The organism is Corynebacterium sp. (assembly GCF_030532715.1).
GTDB lineage: Bacteria > Actinomycetota > Actinomycetes > Mycobacteriales > Mycobacteriaceae > Corynebacterium.
The window spans coordinates 122,470-134,291 of record NZ_JAUNKO010000007.1 but is presented as its reverse complement, the minus strand read 5'-3'; the positions used below and the strand labels follow the sequence as shown (position 1 = coordinate 134,291).

9 protein-coding genes are annotated in these 11,822 nt (G+C 61.2%); 3 read left to right on the top strand and 6 right to left on the bottom strand.

Annotated elements, in window-relative coordinates:
• The coding region (gene rpoB / locus Q4D83_RS11620; RefSeq protein ID WP_303175468.1) for a DNA-directed RNA polymerase subunit beta at positions 1 to 2,455 on the bottom strand (2,455 nt) is incomplete at its 3' end.
• 256 nt (positions 2,456 to 2,711) lie between these two features.
• Positions 2,712 to 3,674: a DUF3068 domain-containing protein gene (locus Q4D83_RS11615; RefSeq protein ID WP_303175467.1), complete on the bottom strand. Its 963-nt coding sequence runs from the start codon at positions 3,672 to 3,674 to the stop codon at positions 2,712 to 2,714.
• 115 nt (positions 3,675 to 3,789) lie between these two features.
• On the opposite strand from Q4D83_RS11615, the gene Q4D83_RS11610 reads away from it, so the two are divergent.
• Entirely contained in the window at positions 3,790 to 4,413 is a 624-nt protein-coding gene (locus tag Q4D83_RS11610) for a hypothetical protein (RefSeq protein ID WP_303175466.1), read from the top strand.
• Between the two features lie 76 nt (positions 4,414 to 4,489).
• Here the strand turns inward: Q4D83_RS11610 and rplL are convergent, their stop codons facing one another.
• Both rplL and rplJ read right to left on the bottom strand, forming a co-directional pair.
• Positions 4,490 to 4,876, bottom strand: a complete 387-nt coding sequence (gene rplL / locus Q4D83_RS11605) for a 50S ribosomal protein L7/L12 (RefSeq protein WP_303175465.1) — start codon at positions 4,874 to 4,876, stop codon at positions 4,490 to 4,492.
• Between the two features lie 108 nt (positions 4,877 to 4,984).
• Positions 4,985 to 5,503, bottom strand: a complete 519-nt coding sequence (gene rplJ, locus Q4D83_RS11600) for a 50S ribosomal protein L10 (protein ID WP_303175464.1) — start codon at positions 5,501 to 5,503, stop codon at positions 4,985 to 4,987.
• 337 nt (positions 5,504 to 5,840) lie between these two features.
• On the opposite strand from rplJ, the gene Q4D83_RS11595 reads away from it, so the two are divergent.
• Together Q4D83_RS11595 and Q4D83_RS11590 are read left to right on the top strand one after the other, a co-directional pair.
• Entirely contained in the window at positions 5,841 to 8,540 is a 2,700-nt protein-coding gene (locus Q4D83_RS11595) for a GNAT family N-acetyltransferase (protein WP_303175463.1), read from the top strand.
• Complete coding sequence (locus Q4D83_RS11590; RefSeq protein ID WP_303175462.1) at positions 8,540 to 9,682, top strand: acetoin utilization protein AcuC; 1,143 nt, start codon at positions 8,540 to 8,542, stop codon at positions 9,680 to 9,682. The genes Q4D83_RS11595 and Q4D83_RS11590 overlap by 1 nt, the downstream gene beginning before the upstream one ends.
• 11 nt (positions 9,683 to 9,693) lie before the next feature.
• On the opposite strand, the gene Q4D83_RS11585 is transcribed toward Q4D83_RS11590, so the two are convergent.
• Both Q4D83_RS11585 and Q4D83_RS11580 read right to left on the bottom strand, forming a co-directional pair.
• Positions 9,694 to 10,446 (bottom strand): SDR family NAD(P)-dependent oxidoreductase, encoded by a 753-nt coding sequence (locus tag Q4D83_RS11585; RefSeq protein ID WP_303175461.1) that lies wholly within the window; start codon positions 10,444 to 10,446, stop codon positions 9,694 to 9,696.
• A 48-nt stretch (positions 10,447 to 10,494) separates the two neighbouring features.
• Complete coding sequence (locus Q4D83_RS11580) at positions 10,495 to 11,688, bottom strand: acyl-CoA dehydrogenase family protein (RefSeq protein ID WP_303175460.1); 1,194 nt, start codon at positions 11,686 to 11,688, stop codon at positions 10,495 to 10,497.
• Positions 11,689 to 11,822: the final 134 nt, after the last annotated feature.

The following is an 11,822-nucleotide window of genomic DNA, read 5'->3' as shown; positions in this document are numbered from 1 at the left end:
CGCGGGCCTTCTCGCCGAAGATGGCACGCAGCAGGCGCTCCTCCGGGGTCAGCTCCGTCTCACCCTTCGGGGTGACCTTACCAACGAGGATGTCGCCGTCGCGAACGTCGGCGCCAATCCGGACGATACCGCGATCGTCGAGGTCCTTGAGCACCTCTTCCGACACGTTTGGAATCTCGCGGGTAATTTCCTCGGCGCCCAGCTTGGTGTCGCGAGCGTCAATCTCGTGCTCCTCGATGTGAATCGAGGTGAGGATGTCCTCTTCCACGAGGCGCTGGTTCAGGATGATCGCGTCCTCATAGTTGTGGCCCTCCCACGGCATAAACGCCACCAGGAGGTTGCGGCCCAGCGCCATTTCGCCGTTGGCGGTGCCGGGACCATCCGCAATAACCTGGCCGACTTCGACGCGGTCGCCCACGTTGACCAGCGGCTTCTGGTTGTAGCAAGTACCCTGGTTCGTGCGCTGGAACTTGCGCAGCATATAGGTGTCGCGGATGCCATCATCACCCATAACGGTGATGAAATCGGCGCACACGTTCTCCACAGCGCCGGTCTTCTTGGAAATCACCAAGTCACCAGCGTCGTAGGCGGCGCGCAACTCCATGCCGGTGCCCACAAACGGCGCCTCGGAACGCACCAGCGGCACGGCCTGACGCTGCATGTTCGCGCCCATCAGGGCGCGGTTCGCGTCATCGTGCTCAAGGAACGGAATCATGGCGGTAGCCACCGACACCATCTGGCGCGGGGAAATATCCATGTACTCGATACGGGAAGAATCGACGACCTCGATGTCGCCGCCCTTCATGCGCACCACCACGCGTTCCTCGGTGATGTTGCCGTCCTTGTCGTACGGCGTGTTCGCCTGAGCCACCACGTAACGGTCTTCCTCATCGGCAGTGAGGTAATCAATCTGCTCGGTGAGCTTGCCGTTTTCCACCTTGCGGTAGGGGGTCTCAATGAAACCGAAGGGGTTCACCCGCGCGTAGGAAGACAACGACCCGATCAGGCCGATGTTCGGGCCTTCCGGGGTTTCGATCGGGCACATACGGCCATAGTGCGAGGGGTGCACGTCGCGCACCTCGATGCCGGCGCGCTCACGGGACAGGCCGCCAGGACCCAGCGCCGACAAGCGGCGCTTGTGCGTCAAACCGGACAGCGAGTTGTTCTGGTCCATGAACTGGGACAGCTGGGAGGTGCCGAAGAACTCGCGGATAGCGGCAGACACTGGGCGCACGTTAATCAGGGACGTCGGAGTAATGGACTCCGCGTCCTGGGTGGTCATGCGCTCGCGCACCACGCGTTCCATGCGGGACAAGCCCACACGCACCTGGTTTTGAATCAGCTCACCCACGGTACGCAGGCGACGGTTGCCAAAGTGGTCAATGTCGTCGACCTCCACCGGGATGGTTTCCCCAGTGGGCGAAGACATGGTGGTTTCACCCGCATGCAGGCGCACCAAGTACTCGATGGAAGTAGCGATATCTTCCTCGGTGAGCACCATCAAACCCTCGCGGTCCCCGCCCAATCCCAACTTGCGGTTGATCTTGTAGCGACCGACCTTTGCCAGGTCGTAGCGCTTGGCGCGGAAGAAGCTGTTATCCAGCAAGGATTGCGCAAGGTCGCGGGTAGGCTGCTCGCCGGGACGCTGCTTGCGGTAAATCTCCAGCAGGGCCTCGTCCGTGTTGGACACACCGTCAGCTTCGAGGGTGGACATCATGATTTCGGAGAAGCCGAAGCGCTTCACAATATCTTCAGTTGTCCAGCCCAGTGCCTTCAACAGCACGGTGACAGGCTGGCGGCGTTTCCGGTCGATGCGGACACCGACGGTGTCCCGCTTGTCCACATCGAACTCCAGCCAGGCACCACGGGAAGGGATGACCTTGACGGAATGCAGCGGGCGCTCCGTGGACTTATCAATCGACTGATCAAAGTACACACCCGGGGAGCGAACCAGCTGGGAAACCACGACACGCTCAGTGCCGTTGACAATAAAGGTGCCCTTGTCCGTCATCATCGGGAAATCGCCGATGAACACGGTCTGGGACTTAATTTCACCCGTTTCGTTGTTCACGAACTCCGCAGTCACATACAGCGGAGCTGAATAGTTGATGTCTTTTTCTTTACACTCATCGATAGTATTCTTCACATCCTCGAAGCGGGGCTCCGAGAGTGACAAAGACATGTTTCCGGAATAATCCTGAATTGGGGACAGTTCCTCGAGGATATCCTCGAGGCCACTGGTCACCCGCGTACCCTCGGCCGCTTCGGCCTTCATACGCTCACGCCACTCGGGCGTGCCAATGAGCCATGCAAAAGACTCCAGTTGTAGGTCGAGTAAACCCGGAACCTCGATTGGCTCCGTGATTTTAGCGAACGAGTATCGCTGCGGAGCTCCGGGGATTTCGGCCACTGACTTGGTCTGGCGGGAGACTGCCAAGATGCGTCCTTCCAGCACCTCACGCGGACAAACGACGACCCTTCAAGTGGGTTAGGCCGCCGCCGACCGCTGATTTATTGAGCATTCGGTCTGCTTTAGGAACCAACGTGCCGCGGATAGCGCTAAAGGACCTTGTCAAGTCGGGTTTTTCGCCCATCTGATCAAGGTCTGAACACAATACGTGGACACGGATTCCAGCGCAACGAAATAGCCTATACCAAACCACAGTGGATGTAAAGGTAATGGGGTGGGGTGAACTTAGCCCCTCGTCAGGTTAGGACCGTAACCGGCGCCGCATCTTCCGATGCTTCAACTCGCGGCGATCCCACAAACCGAACACTCCGACGATTCCAACCAGTACCAATATCCCGCCAAGTACAGTAGCTCCATACAGCGCCATGCGTGTCCACGAACCGTCTGAAACCCCACTGACCGACTCGGCAAGCGCGCGGACCGAGTCCTCGGTACCGCTGCCCTCAAACTCCATCACCGTCTGGCGTTGCTCACCATCTTCCGTGCCATAGAAATCAAGAATGCTTTCGTGCACATCCAACACGACTCCGGTGGCTTGGTCAACCATATATTTCCGTTCGGCCTTATGGTAGAAGAACAGCGGCGTGACTGAACCATCCTCCTCGGGGAACTCTAGTGCGGGATCGTCTCCGACCTTAGTAGCCGGCACACGCTGCACAAATACCCGCGCCTGCCTACCAAACACCTCCGTGGTTTCAGCCTCCGTAGCCGGGAATCCCTTCCGCAAGGTGGGATCGAACACTTTTACCTCCGTGGAGGTAGGAAACTTTACCCACACCCCCTCCAACGGCACCTGCGCGACCGGGTCTGCGGGCGAGAACGCGACCGTGCCGTCCCCGACCGCCTCGCCAGTATCACGATCCATGCGGTAGCTCCACACCTCCGCGCCAATCAAACGCTCATTATCCGCAGACTTGCTATCGCGCAGCAGTGTGGTTCCCACTCGAACAGTGACGGAGGTAGCGTCTGAAGGCTCCATAAGCTCCACGTGAATTTGTTTCACCACTGGGGTTTCCACGGCGCGCTCCTCCTTCGGATCCGGCACGGTAGCCGAGGCGTCGCGAAGCGTCAGCGTCGTCGCCGGAAAATCCAGAGGCAACCGCCCCGCAGGCGCTAACCACCCCGGAGCACCTAAGCCCGCAATCAGTAGGGCGACGCCGAGCCCAACAAGCAGCGCTGAAACAATTCTGGATTTTGGCAGCATGAGGCACATTTTAGCCGTTTGGCAGCACATTGTTCATACCGGCCCGCAAGCAACACACAGGCCACATCCAGCCGCAGGCCATGCGCAGCACAACCCCCACTGATAAGCTTCACCTATGAAAAACGCTCGTTCGCAAACCACGTTCAGCATCGCCCTGCTTCTCACAGCACCCCTGGCACTCTCCGCATGCGGCCTGCCTCCCACATCCTCGGACGAAACCACCGCCGCCAGCAGCACATCGGCCACCACCGAATCAACCAGCAGCACCGAAACGACAATAAGCTCCCCAAGCTTGGCGAATAAAGCATTCCTGGAGCTGCCTGAATCGATCGCGGGTGTGCCTCGGCAATCGCAAGAAGTGGATAATCCCAATAACACTGCGATTATTTTCTACGCCGATGAAACCCAGGAATTCCGCGTCCGCGCCATCCTTGGAGACCCTCCGATCGTCGGCGAGGACCAAGCCGAAGTCCGCGAAGGGTTTATCGATAATTACCTCACGGAAATGAATCTCAGCTTCCCCACCCGCTCCATCAGCGCCCACAATTTCACATTCCAATGCAGCGAAGGCACGGACCCCACCCAGTCCGACACGCACAAAGGCATCTGCGCCACCACATTCGGCGACCGCATAGTCGAGTTCCAATTCTTCTCCAGCGCGCACGACGGCGACCCCGAGCAACGCACCGAAGAGATAGCAAAGGGTCTCGCGGAAGCGCTCAACTCTCTGCAGGCCTAAAACCCGCGGGCGCAGGCCAATACGCGAAAACCCCGCCTACCTCGGGTAAGCGGGGAACACGTATACAAACGTGGAATTACTTCAGGGAAACCTTAGCGCCAGCTTCTTCGAGCTTGGTCTTGGCGGCCTCAGCGTCGTCCTTGGAAGCGCCTTCGATGATGGCCTTCGGTGCGGACTCAACGAGTTCCTTGGCTTCCTTCAGGCCCAGGCCGGAAACGAGCTCACGGACAGCCTTGATCACGCCGATCTTCTTGGCGCCAGCGTCTTCGAGCACGACGTCGAACTCATCCTTCTCTTCCGCAGCAGGAGCGTCGCCGCCGGCAGCGCCAGGAGCAGCAACTGCAACCGGAGCAGCAGCGGTAACGTCGAAGGTCTCTTCGAACAGCTTGCGGAACTCAGAAGCCTCGATGAGGGTCATTTCCTTGAAAGCTTCGATGAGCTCTTCGGGGGTAAGCTTAGCCATGGTGGCAATCCTTTCAATTTTGTGGGCACCGCCCACTGCCTGTGATTTTGTTGTCACACCCGGCAATGGAGCGCCCAAAAGTTTGGGGTAATAGCAAGCGGGGCTGAATTATTCGCCCTGCAGTTTTTCTTCGTACGCAGCGAACAGACGTGCCAGCTGAGAAGCGTGCGCGTCGAACAGACCTGCGGTGTTTGCCAAGCTGCCATTGATGGCACCGGCGATCTTCGCGTAGGTGGTTTCCAGGTTGTCCATCTCAGCGATGGCGTCGACCTGTTCCGCACTCAGGAAGTTGCCGTCCATGTAGCCACCCTTGACCACGAACGCCTTGTTATCCTTGCCGAACTTCTTCAGCGCCTTCGCGGCGTCCACAGCTTCGCCGGAGATAAAGGCGACAGCGGTGGGGCCGGTGAGTACAGGATCCAGACCTTCGATGCCGGCCTGCTCAGCGGCCAGCTTGATCATGGTGTTCTTGGCGACGGAGTAGGTGACATCCGGGCCCAGCGCGCGACGCAGCTCAGTGGTCTGAGCCACGGTCAACCCGCGGTATTCGGTCAACACAACAGCGTCGGTAGCTTCGAAGCGGGCTTTGAGCTCTGCTACGGCAGCAATGTTCTTTGCGTTTGCCATTACTTCGCCTCCTTCCTCATAAACGTATGTATTTGATCCGCCAAGAGTACAGGGCGCATCACATACAAATATGGGAATGCTCCAAGTCCTCCTGCGTGGGCTGTATCCGTCTTTGCGCGGATCCCTTCGGCCCTGCACATCTGCGGGGCAACCAACGGTCTTCGGTGAAACTTGAACTCGGCATCGCGCCGATCAAACTTCGATGAGTGAACCTACCCCATGGCTTGCCCGAAATACAAATTCCGCATCCTCACCGCACAGACTTGCAGTAACCTAGATCACTAATGTAGCCGTGTTGAAACTTGCGTCACCTTACTACCGGGAGGTTTAGCGCCACATGCCCCACCCCACCGAACGCCAGCCCACCGCTTCGAACGCATCGACCTCTTCCTGGGAGGCGGACGTTGTCATGGCCGATGGCAGCATTGCGGTGCTTCGCCCTGCGCACCCCGCGGACCGCCAAGGACTCGTCGAGTTTTACGCACGGGTGTCCGATAAGTCGAAGTATTTGCGGTTTTTCTCCGCGCATCCCACGCTCAGCGATCAAGACTTGGATTCCTGGCTAGACATTGACCACTACAACCAGGTCACCCTGCTCATTTGTTCGCATGACCAGATTGTGGCCACGGCCCACTACCGCGTCCTAGACGCGTTTCTGCCGTCCCGCGTGGCTGATGTTTCGTTTTTGGTGCAGGACAGCTACCAAGGCAAGGGCGCTGCGAATATTCTTTTGGAGCACCTCGCTGAGGTCGGCCGAGAAAATAACGTAGAGCGGTTTTTTGCGGAAATGCTGACGCAAAACCGTGCGATGGTGCAGGTGTTTGTTCGCGCCGGTTACGAGGTAAAGCCCCAGCTTGAAGACGGCTTTATCAGCGTCGATTTCCCCATCGACCCAACCGAACGTTCCTTCGACGTTATGCAGCAGCGTGAGCGGAAGTCGGAGGCCGCCTCCATTCGCCGGCTGCTGCGCCCAGAGTCCATCGCCGTGGTGGGCGACCTCTCCCGCATGCGCACCATCATCGCACAGCTTGTCGACGCCCCGTTCAACGAGAAATTGCACATCCTCGCCGCCTCGACTCCCGAATCCGGCGGGGCCGCTGCGGATTTGGAAGCCATCTCTGGGGAAATTGACTTGGTCATCGCCCAATACGATGCGGCGGAGCTCGAGCCATTGTTAGCTGCTGCCGCAGCGAAGAATGCCCGCGGGATGTTGGTGTTGGCGCGCGGGCACAACCCAGCCCTGACCCCAGATGAGCAGGTGCATTTCGTCTCCCTAGCCCGCGCCCACGGGTTACGCGCATTGGGCCCAGCGGCCTTGGGGTTGATTAATTCGGATCCGAAGATCCGCCTCAATGCCTCCCCGGCCCCGGCTCCCGCGCACGGTAGTACCGGCATTTTTACCCAGTCGGCGGGCGTGGCCACGTTGGTGCTTTCCCACGCGGTGGAGCGCGGCTGCGGGATCAGCTCCTTCGTTGCCACGGGTGCGTTTGCGGACGTCACCGCCAACGATGTGATCCAGTATTGGATCGATGACGACGCTACCGAGGTATGCCTTATCTCCCTGGATGCCATCGGAAACCCGCGGAAATTCTTCCGGGTGCTGCGCCGCCTCGCCCTGGAAAAACACATCGTCATCTTCACCCCGTCGCGGGCATTGCATTCGGCCCGCCACGCCCCCAGCACGCACCACGCCACCGCGCAGGCGGATCCGCGCCCGGTAGCCCCACCGGCGGCGCTTGATGAGGTGATTAGCCGCACTGGGGCAATTGTGGTCACCAGGCGGGATGGCATGTTCGATATTGCGCAGATTTTGGCGCGCCAACCACTGCCGCGCGGCGGTAACGTGACGGTGATTTCCAATTCAGCGGGCTTGAGTGACCAAATGGCGCAAGCGGCGCTGCGGTTCGGGCTGCAGCCCCATGCCGTGACCGTGACGGATAATCCGGTGCCGGGTCTGCTGGAGGCCGCGCAAGATGCGCTGCGGGATCCTGATGCGCACGCCGTCGTGGTAGCCGCCGTGGAGATCGGGGACCCGATTCTCGATGAGGTTCATGGCGGGTTGTCCCGCTTGGCGGCCGCGGGAGAAAACACGCCGATCGTTGGTGTGTTCGTTGGGTTCCGCGATGTCGCAACGCAACAGGAGTCCGAACACGAGGGCCAATTACCTACGTTCGGCGCGTACGCGGACGCGCTGGAGGCCCTTGCGGCGATTGTGCGAAATCAACGGTTGCGGGCTGAGGTACAGGCCGCCGACATTGTGGAAGAACAGCCCGTCGCCGGGGAGAAGCACACGGTACAGCGGGCGGTGGACGAGATCCTTCGCGAAACCCCCGAAGGAAGGTGGGCAACGGACGAGGAAACGCAGGCGATTCTCGCGGCGTACGGTGTTGAGCTGGTCCCGTGGCGGGAGGTAACCACCCTCGAGGAAGCTGAACAAGCTGCCGAACTCTTCGGTTGGAACGTGGTGCTCAAGGCCACCGCGGACCCGGTGCGGGGGCGGCCCGAGCTCTCCACCATCCACCGAAATATCGCCAGTACAACAGAGCTCGCCACGGCTTGGCGCCTGCTCGGGGAAACCGCCGTGGAGTTGGGGCTGGCGGAACGCGCAGACGCCGCGGGGCTACGCCCGGTAGTGCAACCGACGGTGGCGGCTGGGGTGTCGCTCAGCGTAAAAGCGCTGGAAGATGCGGTCTTGGGCCCAATGGTATCGGTCGGAGTTTCGGGCGTGAGCTCGGACTTGCTGGCGGATCGGGCGTGGCGGACGGCACCGCTGCGCCTGGCGGATGCCGCGGGAATGTTGGAGCAATTACACGCTGCTCCCCTGTTGCATGGATACCGCGGCACCCGACCTGCCCGGTTGGATTCTGTGCAGCAGCTGTTGGTACGGCTGGCGCAACTCAAGGAGGAGTTCGCGCAGGTGGTTGAAGTAGAACTGACCCCGGTGATTGCCGCAGCCGAAGATACGCACGTGGTGGGCGCGCGGCTGCGGGTGGCGGCGTTGCCGCGGCATCGGGACCCGCTTGCGAGGTCGGTGTGATGCGCCCGCTGCTGATTCACAATGAGGAGCTAGAGCGCTATAGCTTTGGCAAGCGCCATCCGATGGGCCCGGACCGGGTGCGGTTGACCATGCAGCTCGCGGACCATTTGGGCCTGCTGGATTTGTTCGAAATTGTGGAACCACCGCCGGCGAACGAGGCCTTGCTAAAGCTCGTGCATACGCCCGAATACTTGGCGGCGTTGCGGCGGGGTGAGCCGGCGCCGGAGTTTGGGATTGGTACTTCGGATAATCCGCTGGTGCCGCACTTGCCGGCGGTGGCTTCCCGCGTGGTGGCCGGCACGGTTGCGGCCGCCCACGCGGTGTGGTCGGGCCGGACACGTCGCGCGGTGAATATTTCGGGCGGCTTGCACCACGCCCAAGCTGCTGAGTTGTCGGGGTTTTGCATGCTAAACGACGCCGCGGTGGCAATCCAATGGTTGCTGAACCACGGGGCGCGCCGGGTGGCGTACATCGATTTAGACGCCCACCACGGTGACGGCGTGGAGCGAGTGTTTTGGGACGATCCACGGGTGGTCACCATTTCCGTCCACGAGTCTGGGCTCTACCTGTTTCCTGGTACTGGCCACGCGGGGGATATCGGCGGGCCGAGTGCGTATGGCACCGCCGTGAATGTGGCGTTGGAAACCAATGTGAGCGACGTAGACTGGTTGCGCAATGTGCACAGTATTGTTCCGGCGGTATTGCAGCGATTCCGCCCAGAGATCATTATCAGCCAGCATGGTGCGGATCCGCACCGCGAGGATCCACTTACCCACCTGCGGATTTCCGCGGACGCATTGGCGGTGGCGTACCGTTCGCTGGCCAATTGGGCGGATCGATTCGCCTTTGGCAGGTGGGTGGCGTTGGGCGGCGGCGGCTACCAACGGGATTCGGTCGCCCGGGTATGGAATCAGGTGTTGGCGGCCGTGGCGGGCGTGGAGCTTAACCCCGCCACCCGAATGCCGGATGGGTGGGAGTCTGCGGTGGCGTGCCGCGCCTCCCGCACCTTAGGTGACCTGGATGCGTTGCCGGATTTGGCGGCGTTTGACCCCGGCCACGTGATGACGCACTCCCCCGACCCCTCCATGATCGCCACCTCGCGGGCGGTGTTCCCCTACTGGGGGTTGGTGCCATTCCAGTAGGGGCCGGGGGGCTATTTGGGTTGCATGCGGAGCGCGCCGTCGAGACGCACTGTTTCGCCGTTGAGGTAATTGTTATCCACGATGGCGCGGGCCAACTTACCGTACTCGGAAGGGTGCGCCATGCGCTGCGGGAACGGCACGCGCTGCTCGAGCTCATTGCGCACATTGTCGGGCATGGCGGCCATCATCGGGGTGTTCACCACGCCGGGGGCGATTGCGCATACGCGGATACCTTGGGAGGCGAGGTCGCGGGCGGCGGTAATCGTGAGCGCATGCACCCCTCCCTTGGAGGCGGCGTAGGCTGCCTGCCCGATCTGCCCTTCGAACGCTGCGACGGAGGCTGTGAGGATGACTACGCCGCGTTGTCCCTCGGCGTCGATAGGTTCCAGCTGGGACATTGCCTCCGCGGCGGCGGCCAACACGTGAAAACTGCCGCACAGATTAATGCTGATCACCTTGGCAAACAAGTCCGGATCGTGGGTTCCCCTGCGGCCCACGATGCGCATGCTGGGGGCGATGCCAGCGCAGGCAATGGCGCAGCGCAATTCGCCGAGGGTGCTGGCTTCCGCAACGGCAGCGGCGACCTGGGCGGCGTCCGTAACGTCCGTTTGAATATAGTGCACGCCGGGGGTCTGTTCCTCCGGGATGTGCAGGTCCGCCGCCACGACCTTGACCCCCGCGGCAGCGAACTGGCGTGCCGATTCCGCCCCGAGGCCGGACGCGCCGCCGCTGATAAAGACCACGTGCTCGTTGGTGAGTTGCATTGTGTCGTTCCTTTACTTCCTTGTGGTGCCGGGTGTGGTGTCGGCTGGTTAGACGAATGCGGAAACCCCGGTGACGGCGCGGCCGACGATCAGGGAGTTGATTTCGTAGGTGCCTTCATAGGTGTAGAGGATCTCGGCGTCCGCAAGCAGTTTGGACAGCTCGTGCTCGGTGAGGATCCCGTTGCCGCCGCCCATGGCGCGACCTAGTTGCGCCGACTCCCGGGCGAGGCGCGTGCCCGTTGCCTTCACCAACGCGGCGTGCGGCATATCGAACTTGCCGTCTTCCTGCAGGCGGGCGATATGCGCCATCATGCCGAGCGTGGCGGTGGTGTTGCCCAAGATGCGAGCCAGTTGCTCCTGCACCAGCTGGAACTTCGCCAGCGGCCGGCCGAATTGCTCCCGGGTGAGTGCGTAGGCGCGAGCGCGGTCGAAGATGGCCAGCTGGATGCCGGCGGCCTGCCAGCCCACCCACGCCCGGGAGTTGCACAGCGCAACGTTGGTGGCGGCGAAGGATTCCGAACCCGGCATGAGGTTTTCGTGCGGGATGAGCACGGAATCGAACTTCAGGTCCGCGTTTTGCATAATGCGCAGGCCCATCTTGCGCGCGATCTTGGTTTTGGTCACTCCTTCCCGGTCGAGCTCCACAATGAAACCCTTGATCTGCTTGTCCGCCACGTCTCGGGCAAACACGATGGCAAAGTCCGCGAAGGTGCCGCCACCGATCCAGCGTTTCGCGCCGTTGATCACCCAACCGTCGGCGGTGCGCTCCGCAGTGGTGGCGAGCCCGCCCGCAATGTCCGAACCGTGATCGGGTTCCGTCAGCCCAAAACAACCGAGCTTTTCAAAGGTGCGCAGTCCGGGCAGCCAGGTTTGCTTCTGCTCCTCGGACGCCAGCTGATCCATGAAATCCACCACAAGTTCGTTGTGGATGCCCACGAGCGCGGAAAGTGACACATCCGCCCGCGTTACCTCCGCATAGGCCAGCCCCTTGAAGAGCCGCGACGCCCCCGAAAACTCCAGTTCGCCGAGGCCGTGTTCGGCGAGTTTCGGGACGAGATCGAAAGGGAATTCCTCGCGGTCCCAGTATTCGCCGACGGCCGGGCGAATCTCCGTTTGCAGGAATTCGTGCAGTTCCGCCAAGCGTTGCTGCTCGTCCGCGGGCAGCATGTGTGCCACGTGCAAGATGTCAGCGTCGGGGAATTTCACGCCGGCCAGCAACTGGGGGTCGGTGGGGCTGATCATCGGATTCTCTTCCTCTCTCTGGGGCGGCGTTCATGCCACCCCGATGGAGTGACCTGCGCCACACAGTACGATCTTGGCTCACATAGTACAGTTCCGCGGGTGGCTGTGGAAGACTTAGGTGGAATCAGGCACAC

Coding starts and splice junctions, on each gene's coding strand:
- rplL (WP_303175465.1), bottom strand. CDS start 4,876: ATGGCTAAGCTTACCCCCGAAGAGCTCATCGAAGCTTTCAAGGAAATG.
- Q4D83_RS11585 (WP_303175461.1), bottom strand. CDS start 10,446: ATGCAACTCACCAACGAGCACGTGGTCTTTATCAGCGGCGGCGCGTCC.
- Q4D83_RS11610 (WP_303175466.1), top strand. CDS start 3,790: ATGAAAAACGCTCGTTCGCAAACCACGTTCAGCATCGCCCTGCTTCTC.
- Q4D83_RS11595 (WP_303175463.1), top strand. CDS start 5,841: ATGCCCCACCCCACCGAACGCCAGCCCACCGCTTCGAACGCATCGACC.
- Q4D83_RS11590 (WP_303175462.1), top strand. CDS start 8,540: ATGCGCCCGCTGCTGATTCACAATGAGGAGCTAGAGCGCTATAGCTTT.
- rplJ (WP_303175464.1), bottom strand. CDS start 5,503: ATGGCAAACGCAAAGAACATTGCTGCCGTAGCAGAGCTCAAAGCCCGC.
- Q4D83_RS11615 (WP_303175467.1), bottom strand. CDS start 3,674: ATGCTGCCAAAATCCAGAATTGTTTCAGCGCTGCTTGTTGGGCTCGGC.
- Q4D83_RS11580 (WP_303175460.1), bottom strand. CDS start 11,688: ATGATCAGCCCCACCGACCCCCAGTTGCTGGCCGGCGTGAAATTCCCC.